Genomic DNA, 20367 nt, shown 5'->3' with positions numbered 1-20367 from the left:
CTACGAATAAATCAAAAAAAAGCCGACTTCTCAGTCGGCTTATCATTATTTTGTACCAAATATCTTATCACCCGCGTCACCCAGACCCGGAACGATATAACCATCTTCATTAAGACGCTCATCTATGGAAGCGGTATATAATTCAACATCAGGATGTACAGCTTCTAAAGCTTTAATACCTTCAGGAGCAGCCACAAGCACAAGTATCTTAATTGACGTACAACCTGCATTTTTTAACAAGTCGATAGTCGCAATCATTGAACCACCCGTTGCTAGCATTGGGTCAACAACGAGTGCCATACGCTCTTCAATGTTGGAGGCGAGTTTTTGAAAATAGGGAACTGGTTGTAGTGTTTCTTCATCACGATAAACACCAACCACACTGATACGTGCACTTGGAATACTGTCTAACACACCATTCATCATACCAATACCTGCACGGAGAATTGGTACTACAGTGATTTTCTTACCTTTAATTTGTTCTATTTCTACAGGACCACACCAACCATCGATAGTCACTTTTTCAGTTTCAAGGTCAGCGGTTGCTTCATAAGTCAGTAGGCTACCAACCTCTGAGGCCAGTTCACGAAAGCGTTTAGTGCTTATATCATGATCTCGCATCAGGCCGAGTTTATGTTTAACGAGAGGGTGGTTTACCTCAACGATCTTCATGGTTTTCTCCTACTATTTAAGACGTCGGCGGACAAAAAAATCGCCGGATTATACCTCTTTTAGCTACGATTGCCACTAGATTACCCTTGACTTTGGTCAAAACAACAACAATTAGACCCATTTTTTTCATATTATAGCTTATCTCAGCTAAGTTGATATTTGATAAACAGCAATCACCATCTCCGTGACCTCATTTCTTTTGGCTGATGTTTATTTACTGAATATTGTCATTTCTTTTCCCCTGACAATGACAAAAATTTTCATTGATAAAGCTATCGCAAACGTTTGCCTAGCCTGTTAGAATAATGCTAATGAAGTTAATTTTCTCAAAATGTAATTGCCTTGGGGGCCGTAGTGACTGATAAAACCTCTCTTAGCTATAAAGATGCCGGTGTCGATATTGATGCAGGTAACGCCTTGGTTGAACGTATTAAAGGTGTGGTAAAGGAAACTCGCCGTCCAGAAGTCATGGGCGGGCTTGGGGGGTTCGGCGCATTATGTTCCCTGCCTCAAAAATATCGTGAACCTGTACTCGTATCAGGTACTGACGGTGTAGGCACAAAATTACGTCTAGCAATGGATTTAAAACGCCATAATACTATTGGTATTGACTTGGTTGCGATGTGTGTCAATGACCTAATCGTTCAAGGTGCTGAGCCACTGTTTTTCCTCGATTATTATGCAACCGGTAAACTTGATGTCGACACTGCGGCAAGCGTTATCACTGGTATCGCAGAAGGCTGTAAACAATCAGGCTGTGCATTAGTTGGCGGCGAAACAGCAGAAATGCCCGGCATGTACCATGGGGAAGATTACGACGTTGCAGGTTTCTGTGTCGGTGTCGTCGAACGCTCCGAGATCATCGATGGCAGCAAAGTCAGTGCAGGGGATGCATTAATTGCCTTAGCCTCAAGTGGTCCTCATTCAAATGGTTATTCTTTGGTACGTAAAATTTTAGACGTTAGCCAAACTAATCCGGAAACCACACAATTAGACGGTAAACCTTTAGCTGACCATTTATTAGAACCAACCCGTATTTATGTTAAAAACGTATTAGAACTGATTGCTAACCGTGATATTCATGCAATCGCACATATCACAGGGGGTGGTTTCTGGGAAAATATTCCTCGTGTATTACCTGATAACACCCAAGCAATTATTGATGGAAATAGCTGGCAATGGCCTGCTGTCTTTGACTGGCTACAACAAGCTGGTGATGTCAGTACCCACGAAATGTACCGCACTTTTAACTGCGGTGTGGGCATCATCGTCGCCTTACCACCAAGTGAAGTTGAAGCTGCTTTAGCATTATTAACCCAACTTGGTGAAAAAGCTTGGCAAATTGGTACTATTGGTGAGCTTCCTGTGGGGGAAGAGCAGGTTGTGATCCGCTAATGAAGAAAATTGTTGTTCTCATTTCAGGCAGTGGTAGTAATTTGCAGTCATTAATTGATAGCTGCCATTCAGGGGAAATTGATGCTCAAATTGCCGCGGTTGTGAGCAACCAAGGCAACGCTTATGGTCTTGTCCGTGCACAGAAGGCTGGGATACCCGCCTTCTACCTTGATGCGACACAATATACCGACCGCCAAGCTTATGACACCGCCCTGTTAGAATATATTGAACAATACCAGCCAGATTTAATTGTTCTAGCTGGTTTTATGCGGGTTTTAACTGCACCTTTCGTTAATCACTTTACGGGGAAATTGCTCAATATCCACCCTTCTTTATTGCCCAAATACCCTGGGTTACACACTCATCGGAAGGCGCTGGAAAATGGCGATAAAGAACATGGTACATCCGTACATTTTGTTACAGAACAGCTTGACGGTGGGCCTGTAATTTTACAAGCCAAAGTACCTATTTTCACTGGTGATACCGAAGAACTTCTTATTGAGCGCGTAAAAACGCAAGAACATACCATTTACCCAATCGTTGTTGAATGGTTTATTAGTGGCCGTTTGTCGATGCACGATGGTAACGCGTTATTAGACAACCAAATTTTACCACCGAATGGTTATTCTATTGCATCATCAACGCTATAATTTATATTGTTAGCTAAGGGCGGAGTTTCCGCCCTTTTCTCTTTTATTTTTAGCGGTTAATCAAATCCCTCTGCATAAAGTGAACTATTCTTCAACAAGGAGTAGATCTGTCTGTGCTGTGTCATTATTTTATCGAAAAACCATGTTATCCTAGACGCAACGTTTTTATAAATAACATTTTACTCACTAACTTAGAGGTGTTTTATGACTACCGGGCAAGTTCATCCGTTTAGGTTGCGCCCACTTGAACGTGAAGATTTAGCATTTATTCATCAACTTGATAATAATGCCAGTGTTATGCGTTACTGGTTTGAAGAGCCTTATGAGGCCTTTGTTGAGCTAAGCGATCTTTACGATAAACATATTCATGACCAATCCGAACGGCGCTTTATTGTTGAGAATGATAGCGAAAAAGTGGGTTTAGTTGAGCTTGTTGAAATTGACTATATTCACCGTCGCTCTGAATTCCAAATTATTATTGCACCAAGCCATCAAGGTCGTGGCCACGCAAGTCGTGCAGCAAAGCTTGCAATGGACTATGCTTTCTCTGTATTAAATTTATATAAACTTTACCTAATTGTTGATAAAGAAAATATCAAAGCTATCCATATTTATAATAAACTAGGCTTTCATACTGAAGGTGAGTTGATTGACGAATTTTTCGTAAATGGGCGCTACCACACGGCTATCCGCATGTGTATTTTCCAGCATCAATATTTTGCGATGAAACAACAGTCTGCTAACCCAGAAAGTGTTGTTGCTCAAGATAAAGCGATTAAACAACATATTTAGTTAGCTGGCTGAAATCAAAGCCTTAAAAAGTAACAAGCGTCTAATACGGAGTTATAATGTCCCAAGAACGTCTCTATCATGAAAAAGAGTTAAGCTGGCTATCTTTTAACGAGCGCGTTTTACAAGAAGCAGCCGATAAGCGTAACCCTCTTATTGAGCGTATGCGTTTTTTGGGCATTTACTCCAATAACTTAGATGAGTTTTATAAAGTTCGTTTTGCTGATGTGAAACGCCGGATTTTAATCAATGAAGAACGCGGCTCAGCAAGTGGTGCCCGTCACTTATTAAAGCGCATCCAATCTAAAGTTGCCAAACAGGAACAAGAGTTTGACGTTCTGTATAATGATTTGTTACTTGAGATGGCTCGTAACCAAATATTTTTAATCAATGAACGGCAAATTTCCCCACGTCAGCAGATTTGGTTACGTCAGTATTTCCGGCAAAATCTACGCCAGCACATCACCCCCATTTTAATCAATCCAGATACTGATTTAGTCGAGTTTCTGAAAGACGATTACACCTATCTTGCGATAGAAATCATTAATGGTAACCACATTCAATACGCCTTATTAGAAATTCCATCTGATAAAGTTCCAAGGTTTGTTAACTTACCACCAGAAAAGCCGAAAAGACGTAAATCAATGATATTAATTGATAATATCTTACGTTATACCCTCGATGAAATTTTTAAAGGTTTTTTCGATTATGATGAGCTCAACGCCTATTCGATGAAAATGACCCGTGATGCCGAATATGACATCGCCTCAGAAATGGAATCGAGCTTGCTTGAGATTATGTCTTCAACGTTAAAGCAACGTTTAACCGCAGAGCCAGTTCGTTTTGTGTATCAACGTGATATGCCTGATGAAATGGTTGCTTTGTTACGTGAAAAATTGGGGTTATCTAATGACGACTCGGTCATTGCAGGTGGGCGCTATCATAACTTTAAAGACTTTATTAACTTCCCTAATGAAGGGAATAAAAACTTATTAAACAAACCTCTACCAAGGTTACGTCACCGCTGGTTTGATAATTTCCGCAATGGCTTTGATGCTATTCGAGAACGTGATGTACTGCTGTATTACCCTTATTATACCTTTGAGCATACTTTAGAATTACTGCGTCAGGCTTCCTTTGACCCTAATGTATTGTCGATAAAAATCAATATTTACCGTGTTGCGAAAGACTCTCGCATCATTGATTCCGTGATCCACGCCGCCCATAACGGTAAAAAGGTCACCGTAGTCGTTGAACTGCAAGCACGTTTCGATGAAGCCGCTAATATACATTGGGCTAAAAGACTAACCGAAGCGGGTGTCCATGTTATTTTCTCTGCCCCTGGCCTGAAAATTCATGCGAAATTATTTATCATTTCACGTATGGAAGAAGGCCAAATTATCCGCTATGCCCATATTGGGACAGGTAATTTTAATGAAAAAACCGCTCGGTTATATACCGACTATTCATTACTCACCGCTAACGAACAAATCACTAATGAAGTGCGCCGAGTATTTAGTTTTATTGAAAACCCGTACCGCCCAGTCACCTTTGACAACTTAATGGTCTCACCACAAAATACTCGCATTAAATTAATGGCTTTAATTGACCAAGAAATAGCCAATGCACTTTCGGGGCTTCCAAGCGGCATTACATTAAAAATTAATAATTTAGTTGATAAAGAACTCACTGATAAACTGTATGATGCCTCTAATGCAGGGGTTAAAATTCGTTTATTAGTCCGTGGCATGTGTTCTTTAGTGGCAGGTCAATCGGGGTACAGCGAAAATATTCAAGTCACCAGCATCGTTGACCGCTTTCTTGAACATGACCGCGTCTATGTTTTCACTAATGCAGGGGACGAAAAAGTGTTTATTTCATCAGCGGATTGGATGACTCGTAACATAGACTATCGTATTGAAGTTGCAGTGAGTTTAGTTGATCCTCATTTAAAACAACGTGTTTTAGATATTCTTGAATTGCAATTTAGCGATACAGTAAAAGCCCGTTATGTTGACAAAGATTTGAGTAATCATTATGTTCCTCGCGGAAATAAGCGAAAAATACGTTCTCAACTTGCTGTTTATGAATATTTAAAATCACTTGAAACACCAGATACCAGAGCTTGATACTATGCCAATAACTTCAACATCATCACCAAGGCCACAAGAAATTGCGGCAATAGATTTAGGCTCAAACAGTTTTCATATGGTCATCGCACGTGTTGTCAATGGGGCATTACAAGTGCTCACCCGCCTTAAAAAGCGTGTCCACCTTGCTGATGGGCTGAGTGATACCAACGAACTCAGTGAAGAAGCAATGGAACGAGGGCTTTCTTGTTTAGCTTTATTTGCAGAGCGTTTGCAGGGTTTTTCGCCTGATAATGTTTGTATTGTTGGCACCCACTCATTACGCGTTGCAACCAATGTGAAGCAGTTTTTGCAACGCGCCAAAGAAATTATCCCCTATCCCATTGAAATTATTTCAGGCCAAGAAGAAGCAAGGCTAATTTTTATGGGAGTTGAGCACACCCAGCCGGAGAAAGGTCGCAAGCTTGTTCTTGATATCGGGGGCGGCTCTACGGAAATCGTTATCGGTGAAAAATTTGAGCCACTACTCATTGAAAGCCGCAGAATGGGTTGCGTCAGTTTTGCTCGCACTTACTTTCCAAACGAAACCATTTCCCCTGATTTTTTTAATCGTGCTTATCTTTGCGCCTGTTTAAAATTAGAAAGTACGGCTATTTTATTTAAAAAATACACATGGGATGTTGCAATGGGGGCTTCTGGCACAATTAAAGCAACACATAGTGTATTACAAGAACTTGGCTATAAAGACGGTATTATTACTCGAGAACGACTGGCTGAAATTAAACAAATGGCGTTGAAATATAAGTCATTTAGCGCATTGAACATTCCCGGCTTGTCCAACGAGCGCAAGCAGGTTTTCGTTCCAGGACTGGCTATTTTATTGGCTGTATTTGATTCATTAGATATTAAAGAATTACGGTTATCCGATGGTGCTTTACGTGAAGGGGTTCTGTATGAAATGGAAGGCCGTTTTCGCCACCAAGATATCCGTCAACGCACTGCATTAAGCCTTGCCGAGCACTATAATATTGATAGAGAACAAGCAAAGCGCGTTCTAAAAACCATGGAAGAGCTGTATTACCAGTGGGGTCAGCAAAACCCCAAACAGCTTAATCCTCAATTAGAATCTATTTTGATTTGGGCAGTTATGCTGCATGAAGTCGGGTTAAGTATTAATCATAGTGGCATGCACCGCCATTCTGCCTATATTTTACAAAACACTAACCTACCCGGTTTTAATCAAGAGCAGCAATTATTATTAGCCACGCTAGTCCGTAATCACCGTCGAGCCATAAAATATGACGATATTCCCAAATTTAATCTGTTTAAAAGAAAACAATTTATGCCGCTAATTCAAATCTTGCGGCTTGCCATATTATTAAATAACCAACGCCAATCAACAACAACCCCGACTTCATTACGAATAGAAACAGATGAAGGCCACTGGGCACTCTATTTACCAGAGGAATATCTCGTGCAGAATGCCTTGATGGCCCTGGATTTAGAAAAAGAAAGTGATTATTGGGAGGATGTTCCTGGTTGGTCATTACGTATTAGTGCGGAAACCAAGTAACTTACGCCATTATTGTAGTGATTTCTTCTGATTTTATTGGTTGATTACTGTGAAATCACTGCCTATTTAATTCAACTGTTTGAAATATTATTTAAATGGGCGACAATAATGATAATAAATTTCGTCCCCTCGTAGGCGAATTAATATAAAGCGCTGTGCGCTGTTATTGCTTTAAGGATTAAAATGTCACAACCTGCTTTCTCAATCGATGCGGTACCAACAGTAAACCCGCACTCACAAAAACTGGCGCATATCCGCCAGCAAATTCTGACGTTATTTTTAGACGACGAAGAGTTCGTCCATGCACTTGTTGAAAATGATCAACACGTCAGTATTGATGACAAAGCAATTAGTGAAAAAATCAATACTGTAAAAGAGTTACTTCTTGACCTGCACACCGCTGATATCGCGGATATTTTAGAGATGCTCCCATACGATGAGCGTCTCGCACTATGGCGCCTTGTTGATAATAACGAACGCGGTGAAGTGCTAGTTGAAGCCTCTGTTTCTGTCTGGGACAGTCTAATCAAGGATATGTCAGATAGAGAACTTCTGCGCGCAGTTGCTAACCTGCATGTTGATGAGCAAGCTTATATCGCGGAACACTTACCCCGCGATACGATGCGTAGATTGCTAACCTATTTAGAACCCAGCTTACGTAGCCGCATCCGAGAAGTCTTGCAATACGCAAAAGATAGCGTTGGGCAAATGATGGACTTTGAGTTCGTCACCGTCCGTCCAAATGTCGCATTAAAAACGGTTCAACGTTATCTACGGCAACGAGGCAAAATCCCAGAAGCAACGGATAAAATTTTCGTTGTAGATAACAATAATTATCTACAAGGTGAATTACCATTAACCACGATTTTAACACAATCACCCGATAAAATCGTTGCTGAGGTCATGCGAACAGACACCGTCACCTTCTTACCCGATGAAAAAGGCGAAGATGCAGCAAGCGCGTTCGAACGCTATGACTTAATTTCCGCCGCTGTCGTAGACAGCAATGGCTTGTTAATGGGCCGTCTCACCGTTGAAGATATCGTTGATAACATCAGCGAAGAAAATGATAACAGTATTCGTCGTATGGGGGGGTTAAGTCCTGAAGAAGATGTCTTTGCTCCCGTAGGCCAAGCAGTCAAAACCCGTTGGACATGGCTTGCTATCAATTTATGTACCGCCTTTGTCGCTTCCCGAGTTATCGGGGTGTTCGAAGATACGATTTCCCAATTAGTTGCCCTCGCCACTTTAATGCCTATCGTCGCTGGTATTGGCGGTAATACAGGTAACCAAACTATCACTATGATTGTCCGTGCTATAGCGCTTCACCAGATTCAAAGCGGTAGTTTCTCTTTCTTAATGCTCAGGGAGCTTGGCGTTGCCTTTATTAATGGTATTGTTTGGGGAGGTATAATGGGTGTCGTTACCTACTTCCTCTATGGCGATATTGCGATGGGAGCAGTCATGACACTGGCTATGGTTCTAAACTTATTAATGGCCGCGATTATGGGTGTGCTTATCCCGCTAATCATGATAAAACTAGGTAAAGACCCTGCTATTGGCTCCAGTGTGATGATCACTGCAATTACAGATACAGGCGGTTTCTTTATTTTCCTAGGCTTAGCCACCCTTTTCTTAGTTTAGCTGTCTCTATGCATGTCCAGTTACCTTTCTGGGCATGCGTCTTTATCACTAGTAATCCCTTTCTTTAATACATTTCAAATTGTTAACTTTTAGTCACTGTCGGCTCTTTAGTCATGTTCATTTTTGCTAAAGATGTTTAGTTAGAATAATGACTATTTAGGATCACAGTATTTCCCTAGCAACTCTTATAATATTTTTTGTTATTCAAAAACGTAAGAAATTATTAAATTAATATTAATTAGCTAAATAAAACCCTGTTTTCGATATACGATATTCTGCAAATTTCATAATATTAACATCATATAAGGCTATTCACTGCCAGAGTGGGCGCTTAATTTAACTAATAGCAACTAACCAGAATATGATTCTTGTTTTTAGTGCCGAGGTTTACAAAATATAGAATTTCCTGCTATAAATAGCATATGCAAAAAGATACTGTGTATTAAACTAAGTTATACCCATCCAACGTTTATGCCTCTTATCTGCACCCAATAAATATGATTAACTCATTATTTTGAGCAACTGCTTGTTATCTTGAATTTATCCTATACTGATATTTCAAGTATTTTAGAAGGAAAGTGTTATGACATCGCAACCAGCCAGCCAACCCTCGGCGCGGCCCTTGGGTAAAGAAGATTATAAAACATTAGGTTTATCCTCTTTAGGGGGTACGCTTGAGTTTTATGATTTTGTTATTTTCGTTTTTTACGCAAAAATTATTTCTCAGCTATTTTTTCCTGGGGATAACGAATTCCTTGCGTTAATGGCTACTTTAGGGTTGTTTGCTGCTGGTTACCTAGCTCGCCCACTTGGTGGGATTATTATGGCCCATTTTGGGGATAAAATTGGTCGTAAGAAAATGTTCACCTTAAGTATTTTCTTAATGGCATTCCCTACCTTTGTAATCGGTTTCCTGCCAACCTTTGAAACAATTGGTGCAGCAGCACCGTTATTACTATTATTGATGCGTATTATGCAAGGTGCTGCCATTGGTGGGGAAATGCCTGGGGCTTGGGTGTTTATTGCCGAACATACCCCTAAACAACGTTATGGCTTAGGGGTTGGGACATTAACGTCAGGTATTACAGGTGGTATTTTACTTGGTTCTATCGTGGCCATTATTATTGAGCGTTCTTATACCACTACTGAAGTCCACGACTTTGCATGGCGTATACCGTTTATTCTCGGGGGTATTTTTGGCTTTATCTCCGTGTATTTGCGCCGTTTTTTACAAGAAACCCCTATATTTAAAGAGCTAGCCGCGAAAAAAGCATTATCTCAAGAGTTACCCGTCAAAACGGTCATTAAATCACACAAACAAGCTTGTATGATTACCGCCGCGCTAACTTGGTCCTTATCAACAGCGATTGTTGTCACTATTTTGATGACCCCAGATGTCGTTTTAAAAGGGATCTACAATATTGACCGCAATATTGCATTGCAAGCCAACTGTGCTGCGACATTGACCTTAACTTTAGGCTGTATTTTCTGGGGATGGTTAGGCGATAAAACAGGGACTCGGACATCCATGACATTGTCTTGGGGTGGTTTAGCTGTTACCGCGATTTATTTCTATTCATCGTTATCTTCAGATATTTCAGCAACTAGCTTAATTTTTAACTATGGCTTAATGGGCTTCTTTGTAGGTGCGATTGCAACAACGCCTATTATCAGCACGCGTGCATTCCCACCTGAAATCCGTTATTCAGGGCTGTCATTTGCTTACAATGTTGCTTATGCAATTTTTGGTGGTTTGACCCCAATTCTGACGGGGGCATGGTTACAACAGTCCCATATGGCACCTGCATACTATGTTGCTGGTGTATCGCTATTAGCTGTAGCGGTCGCATTTTTACCTCTTTCATGGAAAGGCTGGACGGCAAACAACCAAGATAATGAAAGCCATTCAACAGTTTTAAATACGAGTACGACACCGTAATTAAATCGTTAACTTTCAAACGGTCTGATGTACGTATCTTGGCGTCAGACCGTTTCTATTTATTGCATCTTACTATATATCTAGACCAATAGTTTGATCTAGTTTAACACCCTGTATCAAACCTGCATTAACGCTACTCGATTCTAAATGATTACTACTTGATGAACCATCTTCCTTAAAAGCGCTTATATATGAAGCCATGATTTGTTCGCATTCTTTAGATTCTTCAGCTGTCATTGCCCCTATCTCGGGATAGTTAAATTTATTTCTTACAATCAACTCTTTAATATTTTTTTCTGTTTTTGCTATTTGTTGTTTAAGGTCTCTTTTTTTTCCAGATAACGATAGGATTTTATCCATTAGCTCATCATTCTTAGCTCCACTCGATATATATTTTAATATTACCATTTTCACTATTATATCTATCTCTACTTTTTTAAAATCATCATTCAACATTTTATATTTGAAAAGCTCATCCCCGAAGTAGTCAACACCGCTATAGCTGCCCTCCTCCTCAAGTTTTACAATATCCTTTTTTTCTGCTAGTAACGTGTTAATTAGCCAAACTTCTTTATCATTAAGATTCTGTTCAGTATTTAATATTTCCAATGTTAAAGATTTAATTTCTGGGAATTGCACTGCTGCCTTACTATGATATTCACTCATATTTTTCACCCTATCATCATAATATTTTTGGGTGTCAACTTTAAAATCAAAGGGGTTTGATACTATTTCATTTGGGAAGTGATGGTCACTATCACTGCAGCAGAGTTGCTTTTGGGTTATCATAATAACATCATTTATATAATGCTTTATATTATAGGTGTTCTCTACGAATTGTACTTTATTTTTATAGCTATACTTAATATCTTCCAAATAGCTTGCCATTCTTGGAGCGTATATATCCTTCTTTGTAGGTATATTAGCGAAATTTTTTATAGTTTCGTTTATATATTCCTCAAAGTGCATAGGTGTTTTTGATATGATTTTTATAAAACCGTTCATATTCTCCTTATTAGACTGAGGCATTTTTTGTATAACATCTGTAATTTTTTCTATATAGCCATTGTATGTTTTGATATATTCTTCTATTAATGCTTCACTTTTTTTCTCTAGCTTTAGTTGAAGAGCATCTAGTTTAGATTTTATATCAATTCGTCTATTTATCTTTCTACGTAACAGTTCAAGATCAATTGTTTTTTCATACTGGTTCACTGTTTTTTTTAACTGTTCTGTTCTAATTTTAACTAAATTCATATATTCTCCCTATAGATAAATAATTAAATGGCCCCTAATTTAATTTGATATTAATTTTAGGGACCATTTTGTTAATACTAACTACAGCGTTGCAATAGGTAATTCAAGTGCATAATGAATATATTTAAATCCACTATCTTGATTTACAGAGATGACTTCATCCTGCAAAAGGCTATTTGATGCAGAAACCAAAGCATCGCTTTGTACAGAGGTTTCAATATCTAATAAATTAACCTTACCAAGCATAGCCAATATTTCTTGTGCTTCAGAACCTATTATTTCCACTTCAGGAGTATTAATTTTATAATTCTCGGTATGGTTAGACTCCACATTTTTATTTACTTGTGTTGATACATTTAAATTTTGAACCTGAGAGAATATTCCTTTCACTTCTGAAGTAAGCATTTCTACCTCTTCTGTGCCGGAAACTTGTGCTGCAAAAGTTTTAGTGTCATAAATGATATCTGATAAAATTGAATTATTGTATAAAACCATTGATTAATTCCTTTTAATATATACAGTTATTAAATTTCTAGACTCTTTTCAAAGAGTGAGCAAACGTTATTATTTTTATATTAATTAAACTAATTTTTAATTAATATAAAAATAATTAATTCATTTACAGATCAAACTTGTAAGTTTTATTAGATTGATTTTTAATGTTTTTTTGGGGTTTTGTTGTTTTTGGAGAATGTCCTAAAATTGTTCTATGCTTAACAATTAATCACTATATGCAGCAAAGCAAACATAAATTGACACTTATTCATATTTCCTCCATTTTTCTTTGTACCTATCACGTTAAACTATTAATATGCCTAACTAACTCTTTTCAGTTAGTTTTTTTGCTCTAAAAACTCACTGAGCTTCCTTTTTTGTATTGAGCGACCAACCCAAAATGAATAAACAAAATTGCCGTAAAACATTGACTCGTTCTACTATTTTCGTTGCTATCCTTGTTGCAGCCGGAGCCTCTTGGTATTTTTATCAACAATCACAACAATCTGAAGCGCCTAATGCCAGTAACGTGGCAAAACCTAATTCACAACGCAGCGCCATGGGACGTCCACCTAGGGTACTCGCCCCTGTCCAATTTGCACTGGCAGAGCAAAAAGAGGTACCACGTTTTCTATCGGGGCTCGGTACAGTTCAAGCCGCTAATGTTGTCACCGTCACTAGCCGCGTTGAAGGCCAACTGATGCAGCTTTATTTTACTGAAGGTCAACATGTCAATGCCGGTGATTTACTGGCTCAAATAGACCCTCGTCCATTTGAAGTTCAGCTTTCACAGGCGCAAGGACAACTTGCTAAAGACAAAGCAACGTTAGCCAATGCACAGCTAGATTTGACTCGCTATCAAAAACTTGCTGGCAGTAACGTTATTTCACAACAAGAATTAGACAACCAAAAAGCGGCCGTTTTGCAAGCTCAAGGGAGTATTAAAGTCGATCAAGCCGCGGTGGATAATGCAAAATTACAATTAGCTTACAGTAAAATCACAGCGCCAATTTCTGGACGAGTTGGCCTAAAACTTGTTGATGTCGGTAATTTTATTCCCTCAGGAACTTCAACTCCGATTGTTGTGATCACTCAAACGCAACCCGCTGATGTGCTATTCGCTTTACCAGAAGGGGATATTCCTGCTATCCAACAAGCTCAATCTTCAGGTCAAAAAGTTTTAATCGAAGCTTGGGATAGAAATAATATTGCCCTGATCGCTAGTGGTGAATTATTAAGTACCGATAACCAAATTGATGCCGCCACCGGAACATTAAAAATTAAAGCCCGCTTCACGAATGAAGATGAAACATTATTTCCTAATCAATTTGTTAATATAAAAATGCAAGTCGAAACCTTGCAAGATGCCGTGGTCATCCCAACTGCCGCACTACAAATGGGTAACGATGGCCATTATGTCTGGGTTTTAAGTGACGATAATAAAGTCAGTAAACACGCTGTCACTGTTGGGATGCAAGATAGCCAGCAAGTGGTTATCGAAAGTGGGCTAGCCGCAAATACCAAAGTGATTACGGATGGTGTTGATAAACTGACTGATGGCACCACCGTAGAAGTCGTTAACCCTGAGAACATTGCAAAAAAATCCCAAACGCCTCGTAAAGATAAACCAAATAGCGCGGAGAAAGCGTAATGCAGCCTGAAATGCCAAAAGGCGGTGGTCCTTCTCGCTTATTTATTTTACGCCCTGTCGCCACGACATTATTCATGGTGGCTATTTTACTCGCAGGGATCATTGGCTATCGTTTTTTACCTGTTTCGGCGCTTCCAGAAGTCGATTACCCAACAATTCAAGTCGTTACACTCTACCCAGGCGCCAGCCCAGACGTGATGACCTCTGCGGTCACCGCCCCTCTGGAAACTCAGTTTGGCCAGATGTCAGGCTTAAAACAGATGTCATCGCAAAGTTCAGGCGGTGCATCGGTAATCACGTTAATGTTCCAACTCACCTTACCTTTAGAGGTTGCGGAGCAAGAAGTTCAAGCCGCGATAAACTCAGCGAGTAGCCTATTACCTTCTGATCTGCCTTATCCACCAATTTATAATAAGGTTAACCCAGCTGATCCACCGGTTTTAACCTTAGCGGTTACCTCTGATGCGATGCCGTTAACACAAGTTCAAGATATTATCGAAACACGTATTGCACAGAAAATTTCCCAAGTTAATGGTGTAGGTTTAGTGACACTAGCCGGTGGTCAACGCCCTGCGGTACGGGTAAATTTAAACCCACAAGCCATGGCAGCAAAAGGCTTAGATAGCGAAACTATTCGCCTAGCAATTAATAACGCGAATGTTAACTCTGCAAAAGGGAGTTTTGATGGCCCGACCCGTGCAGTCACTTTGTCTGCTAATGACCAAATGAAATCCCTTGATGATTACCGCAAACTTATTGTGGCTTTTCAAAATGGTGCTCCTGTCCGACTTGGTGATATTGCGACCATAGTACAAGGTGCTGAAAATGCCTATTTAGGTGCTTGGGCTAACAATCAACAAGCTATTGTTATTAATGTACAGCGCCAACCCGGTGCTAACGTTATTGAAACGACAGATACTATCCGTGCCTTATTGCCTGAGTTAATTGAAAGTTTACCTAAATCAGTGAATGTCGATATTCTAACGGATAGAACCAGTACTATCCGTGCCTCGGTCAGTGATGTTCAGTTTGAGTTAATGTTGGCAATCGCCCTTGTTGTAATGGTAATTTACCTGTTTTTGCGCAATGGGATAGCCACATTGATCCCAGGAATTGCGGTGCCACTTTCCTTAGTTGGTACTTTCGCAGTGATGTATTTCTGCGGTTTCTCTGTCAATAACCTCACGCTGATGGCCCTGACTATTGCGACAGGGTTTGTCGTCGATGATGCAATTGTGGTAATCGAAAATATTTCCCGTTACCTTGAACAAGGAGATAAACCCTTAGTGGCGGCATTAAAAGGCGCAGGGGAAATCGGTTTTACCATTATCTCCCTCACCTTTTCATTAGTGGCTGTGTTAATTCCATTATTATTTATGGGGGATATTGTTGGTCGACTATTCCGCGAATTTGCCATTACCCTTGCCGTCGCAATTTTAATTTCTGCGGTGGTTTCTCTGACTTTAACACCGATGATGTGTGCTCGCTTATTAAAACCTGAATCGCAACATAAACATAACCGTTTTGAATTAGCCTGTGAGCGTTTTTTTGACCGTATGGTGGCCGGTTATGCGATTTGGCTAAAACGTATTCTAAATCACCAATGGTTAACCCTGTCAGTTGCTGTGGGCACCATGGTATTGACCGTATTGCTTTATATGTGGATACCGAAAGGTTTTTTCCCATTGCAAGACAGTGGAATTATCCAAGGTTCAATTGAAAGCCGCCAATCTATCTCGTTTGCGGCAATGGCACAAAAACAACAAGAGGTCGTCTCTAAACTATTAGCCGACCCTGCCGTTGATAATGTCACCACCTATGTCGGCGTCGATGGCACCAATGCAACGCTTAATAATGCACGTATTCAGATTACGTTAAAACCACTAGATGACCGAGCAGATCGTGTCGTGGCAATTATTGACCGATTGCAACAATCAGCAGACAAAATTTCTGGCATCAATTTATATTTACAACCCATGCAAGACTTGACCATTGATACACAAGTGGCACGTACTCAATATCAATTTACCTTGCAAGCCGGTTCTTTAGATGAATTAGCAACTTGGGTGCCTCAGTTATTAACCGCGTTAGAGCAACAACCTGAGTTAGCCGATGTCAGTAGCGATTGGCAAAATAAAGGGTTAGTCGCTTATGTTAATGTTAATCGCGATACTGCCAGCCGTTTTGGTATCACTATGTCTGCAATTGACAATGCCTTATATAATGCATTTGGCCAACGCATGATCTCGACCATTTATACCCAATCTAATCAATATCGCGTCATTTTAGAGCATGATACCCAAACCCGTCAGGGGATGGATGCACTAAACGATGTTCGGTTAAAAGGGACTGATGGCGCGATGGTCCCATTAAGCACACTAGTCAATATTCAAGAAGGTACTGGCCCATTAGCGATTAATCACCTAGACCAGTTCCCTGCGGTTACCTTCTCATTTAACGTTGCCGAGGGTGCATCCCTTGAAGCCGCTGTTAATGCTGTCAAATACGCCGAATCGCAGATTGCCATGCCTAAATCCATTACCACACAATTCCAAGGCGCTACATTGGCTTTTGAAGCTGCATTAAGTAGTACTATTTGGTTAATTGCCGCAGCTATTATTGCGATGTATATCGTGTTAGGGATTTTGTATGAAAGCTTTATTCACCCTATTACCATTTTATCTACACTACCAACCGCTGGTGTTGGTGCACTACTCGCACTGATGATGGCGGGAAAAGACCTCGATGTCATTGCCGTTATTGGTATTATCTTATTGATTGGTATTGTTAAAAAGAATGCCATCATGATGATTGACTTTGCCCTTGCGGCAGAACGTGAAAAAGGGATGTCCCCTTATGATGCGATTTACCAAGCTTGTTTACTGCGTTTTCGCCCAATATTAATGACCACAATGGCTGCCTTGTTAGGTGCACTGCCATTAATGCTGAGCACGGGTGTCGGAGCGGAATTACGTCAGCCTTTAGGGATCAGTATGGTTGGTGGGCTTATCATGAGCCAAATTTTAACCCTATTTACTACCCCTGTGATTTATTTATTGTTTGACCGTCTTTCTCATTATTTTAAGCGACGCCGTCAAACCAATAAGGCGCAGGTGTCATAATGAAGCGCTTTTTTGCCCTGTTTGTCAGTCGCCCTGTCGCGACCACACTTATCAGCGTCGCCATAACCTTATGTGGCGCTTTAAGTTTTCTATTTTTACCTGTTTCCCCGTTACCCCAAGTAGATTATCCTGTGATAAACGTGACAGCGTCACTTCCCGGGGCTTCACCAGAAACAATGGCATCCTCCGTGGCTACTCCCCTTGAACGCTCTTTGGGGAGTATTGCAGGGATCAGCGAAATGACATCCAGTAGTGCTCTAGGGCGAACAACAATCACCCTTGAGTTCAACCTAGATAAAGATATCAATAATGCAGCGCGTGAAGTACAAGCTGCTATTAATGCTGCACAAACACTACTGCCCAGCGGTATGCCAAGTCGCCCACGCTATTATAAATCCAACCCATCTGATGCTCCGATTATGATCCTAACGATGACATCAGAAACGATGAGCACTGGTGAAATTTATGATATTGCTTCAACACGCCTCGCTCAGCGTATCGCACAAATCGAAGGAGTCAGTGAAGTGTCCGTTGGGGGCGGTTCACTCCCTGCTGTTCGTGTTGAATTAAACCCAACCGCCTTATTTAACCAAGGCGTCTCTTTAGATGCCGTCCGGTCTGCGATTAGCAGCGCCAATGTTCGTCAACCTCAAGGGTATATTAATGATGATGAAAAACGCTATCAGGTACAGACGAACGATGAACTAAAAAAAGCGGCAGACTATCGCCCTATTATTGTTCACTACCGTGATGGTAATGCCGTCCAATTGAGTGATGTTGCTAACGTTAAAGATTCTATTGAAAACATTCGTGCGGCGGGTATGGCTGATGGCAAACCCGCTATTTTAATTGTTATACGCCGTGAAGCGGGTGCCAATATTATTGAGACAGTTAACCGCATACGCGCTGAATTGCCTGAATTCAATGACATGATCCCCGCCGCTATTGACTTAAAAGTCGCACAAGATAGAACGCCGACTATCCGTGCATCTTTAGCAGAAGTCGAACGCGCTTTATTGATTGCCGTTGCCTTAGTTATTTTAGTTGTTCTGCTGTTCTTACGCTCAGGTAGAGCGACTTTGATCCCTGCGATTGCCGTGCCCGTTTCGCTGATCGGGACTTTCACTGCTATGTATTTATGCGGGTTTAGCCTTAACAACTTATCATTAATGGCACTGACAGTGGCAACTGGTTTTGTGGTTGATGATGCCATTGTGGTGTTAGAAAATATCTCTCGCCATATTGAAAATGGAACTAAACCCTTTATCGCCGCAATACGAGGCGTCCACGAAGTTGGATTTACCGTTGTCTCTATGAGTATTTCTCTGGTAGCTGTTTTTATTCCGCTACTGTTAATGGACGGCTTGGTCGGCCGCTTATTCCGCGAGTTTGCAATTACACTTGCCACCGCAATTGGGATTTCACTGGTTATCTCTTTAACACTGACGCCAATGATGTGCGCTTATTTGCTGAAGAAACGCGGTAGTAATATCAAAGCAAAGCATCGGGGATTTGGTCGAGTATTACTACGCCTACAAGAAAGTTACGCAGTGGCTTTAAACTGGGTATTAAATCATCGTCGTAGTGTTCTAGCAGTATTATTCGCGACTATTGGGCTCAATGTTTACTTATATATTACCGTGCCAAAAACCTTTTTCCCTGAACAAGATACTGGCCGCATTATGGGCTTTGTCCGCGCTGACCAAAGTATTTCTTTCCAATCCATGAAAGAAAAAATGACCCGCTTCATGCAACAAGTGAAAGATGACCCCGCTACCGATAATGTCACTGGTTTTACGGGTGGCAGCCGTGTGAACAGTGGTTTTATGTATATTTCATTAAAACCCCTTAGCGAACGCACTGAAAGCTCGGCTCAAGTAATCAACCGGTTAAGATTGAAACTCGCCAATGAGCCTGGGGCTAATTTATTTATGATGCCCGTTCAAGATATCCGTGTCGGTGGTCGACAAGCCAATGCCAGTTACCAATTTACCCTTCTTGCCGATGAGCTATCTGCTTTACGCGATTGGGAGCCTGCTATCCGTAAGGCATTAGGCGATTTGCCCCAATTAACCGATGTTAACTCAGACAAAGAAGACAAAGGCGCTGAAATGGCCATTACCTATGATAGGGATTTAATGGCGCAGTTAGGTATTGATGTTCGTGAGGCCAATAGTTTACTGAATAATGCCTTTGGCCAACGTCAAATCTCTACCATTTATGAAGCAATGAACCAATATAAAGTCGTGATGGAGGTCGCTCCTGAATACACCCAAGATGTCAGTTCCCTCGACAAAATGTTTGTGATTAATAATCAGGGACAAGCGATCCCCCTTTCCTACTTTGCGCGTTGGCAACCCGCCAATGCTCCATTAAGTGTTAACCACCAAGGGCTATCCGCTTCATCGACCATTGCATTTAACGTAGCCGATGGTTATACCTTGGATGACGCAATGGTCGAAATTGAAAAAACAATGACCGCCCTTGGCGTTCCTTCAACAGTCAGGGGGAGTTTTGCGGGTACCGCACAAATATTCCAAGAAACGCTAAAATCACAATTATTCCTCATTTTAGCCGCAATTGTTACGGTGTATTTAGTCCTGGGAATTTTGTATGAGAGTTATATTCACCCACTGACCATTTTATCAACACTGCCATCAGCAGGTGTAGGTGCATTATTAGCCCTAGAATTATTTGACACCCCATTTAGTTTAATCGCCTTAATTGGCATTATGTTGTTAATCGGTATTGTGAAGAAAAATGCCATCATCATGGTCGACTTTGCTATTCAAGCACAAAGAACCGCGGGACTTACCGCTCGTGAAGCCATATTCCGTGCTAGTTTGTTACGTTTTCGCCCAATACTCATGACAACATTAGCCGCAATTTTCGGTGCACTTCCACTGATGTTAGGTAGCGGTGACGGTGCTGAATTGCGCCAACCCCTTGGTATCACAATCGTCGGAGGGCTCATTATGAGTCAGCTACTGACTTTATTTACCACCCCCGTTGTATACCTAAGTTTTGATAGTTTAAGACAATATTGGCAACGTAAAAGAACAATTCCAACGGCAGTTAGTGGAGAGTAAT

General features: G+C 40.7%; 12 protein-coding genes and 1 pseudogene. 10 read left to right on the top strand and 3 right to left on the bottom strand.

Annotated features, from left to right (window positions below; all coding sequences use genetic code 11):
* Positions 1 to 45: 45 nt before the first annotated feature.
* On the bottom strand, positions 46 to 672 hold the full coding sequence (gene upp / locus ACPEH5_RS17610; protein WP_042843538.1) for a uracil phosphoribosyltransferase: 627 nt from the start codon (positions 670 to 672) through the stop codon (positions 46 to 48).
* A 354-nt stretch (positions 673 to 1026) separates the two neighbouring features.
* Between upp and purM the strand changes: the two genes are divergently transcribed.
* The 7 genes and pseudogenes from purM to ACPEH5_RS17575 all read left to right on the top strand — a co-directional run bounded on the left by purM (position 1027) and on the right by ACPEH5_RS17575 (position 10752).
* Positions 1027 to 2067: a phosphoribosylformylglycinamidine cyclo-ligase gene (purM, locus tag ACPEH5_RS17605; RefSeq protein ID WP_042843537.1), complete on the top strand. Its 1041-nt coding sequence runs from the start codon at positions 1027 to 1029 to the stop codon at positions 2065 to 2067.
* The gene (purN, locus tag ACPEH5_RS17600) at positions 2067 to 2717 is read left to right on the top strand and encodes a phosphoribosylglycinamide formyltransferase (protein WP_042843536.1); all 651 of its coding nucleotides are present in this window, start codon (positions 2067 to 2069) and stop codon (positions 2715 to 2717) included. Before purM ends, purN begins: the two co-directional genes overlap by 1 nt.
* Before the next feature lie 204 nt (positions 2718 to 2921).
* The gene (speG, locus tag ACPEH5_RS17595; RefSeq protein WP_042843535.1) at positions 2922 to 3509 is read left to right on the top strand and encodes a spermidine N1-acetyltransferase; all 588 of its coding nucleotides are present in this window, start codon (positions 2922 to 2924) and stop codon (positions 3507 to 3509) included.
* 56 nt (positions 3510 to 3565) lie between these two features.
* Positions 3566 to 5635: a polyphosphate kinase 1 gene (ppk1, locus tag ACPEH5_RS17590; RefSeq protein ID WP_042843534.1), complete on the top strand. Its 2070-nt coding sequence runs from the start codon at positions 3566 to 3568 to the stop codon at positions 5633 to 5635.
* A 4-nt stretch (positions 5636 to 5639) separates the two neighbouring features.
* Entirely contained in the window at positions 5640 to 7169 is a 1530-nt protein-coding gene (ppx, locus tag ACPEH5_RS17585) for an exopolyphosphatase (RefSeq protein WP_042843533.1), read from the top strand.
* A gap of 363 nt (positions 7170 to 7532) precedes the next feature.
* Positions 7533 to 8813, top strand: a pseudogene (mgtE, locus tag ACPEH5_RS17580) (magnesium transporter); the annotation flags it as partial.
* Between the two features lie 583 nt (positions 8814 to 9396).
* Positions 9397 to 10752, top strand: a complete 1356-nt coding sequence (locus ACPEH5_RS17575) for an MFS transporter (protein WP_166686890.1) — start codon at positions 9397 to 9399, stop codon at positions 10750 to 10752.
* A 72-nt stretch (positions 10753 to 10824) separates the two neighbouring features.
* Here ACPEH5_RS17575 and ACPEH5_RS17570 read toward each other — a convergent pair whose 3' ends face one another.
* The gene (locus ACPEH5_RS17570) at positions 10825 to 12009 is read right to left on the bottom strand and encodes a hypothetical protein (protein WP_166685075.1); all 1185 of its coding nucleotides are present in this window, start codon (positions 12007 to 12009) and stop codon (positions 10825 to 10827) included.
* 81 nt (positions 12010 to 12090) lie between these two features.
* A complete protein-coding gene (locus tag ACPEH5_RS17565) occupies positions 12091 to 12504 on the bottom strand; it encodes a hypothetical protein (RefSeq protein WP_166686893.1) in 414 nt (137 codons plus the stop codon).
* 400 nt (positions 12505 to 12904) lie between these two features.
* Between ACPEH5_RS17565 and ACPEH5_RS17560 the strand changes: the two genes are divergently transcribed.
* From ACPEH5_RS17560 to mdtC, 3 genes are read left to right on the top strand one after another with little or no spacing between them, the layout of a single operon-like run.
* Positions 12905 to 14155, top strand: coding sequence for an MdtA/MuxA family multidrug efflux RND transporter periplasmic adaptor subunit (locus tag ACPEH5_RS17560; protein ID WP_281111194.1), 1251 nt, complete (start codon positions 12905 to 12907; stop codon positions 14153 to 14155).
* Positions 14155 to 17277: an MdtB/MuxB family multidrug efflux RND transporter permease subunit gene (locus tag ACPEH5_RS17555; RefSeq protein WP_129465989.1), complete on the top strand. Its 3123-nt coding sequence runs from the start codon at positions 14155 to 14157 to the stop codon at positions 17275 to 17277. The genes ACPEH5_RS17560 and ACPEH5_RS17555 overlap by 1 nt, the downstream gene beginning before the upstream one ends.
* The gene (gene mdtC / locus ACPEH5_RS17550; protein ID WP_048607365.1) at positions 17277 to 20366 is read left to right on the top strand and encodes a multidrug efflux RND transporter permease subunit MdtC; all 3090 of its coding nucleotides are present in this window, start codon (positions 17277 to 17279) and stop codon (positions 20364 to 20366) included. Before ACPEH5_RS17555 ends, mdtC begins: the two co-directional genes overlap by 1 nt.
* The last annotated feature ends 1 nt before the right edge of the window (position 20367 follow it).

The organism is Providencia sp. NPDC089933, assembly GCF_049545585.1.
GTDB classification, from domain to species: domain Bacteria; phylum Pseudomonadota; class Gammaproteobacteria; order Enterobacterales; family Enterobacteriaceae; genus Providencia; species Providencia huashanensis.
This window is presented reverse-complemented; position numbering and strand designations above follow the sequence as displayed.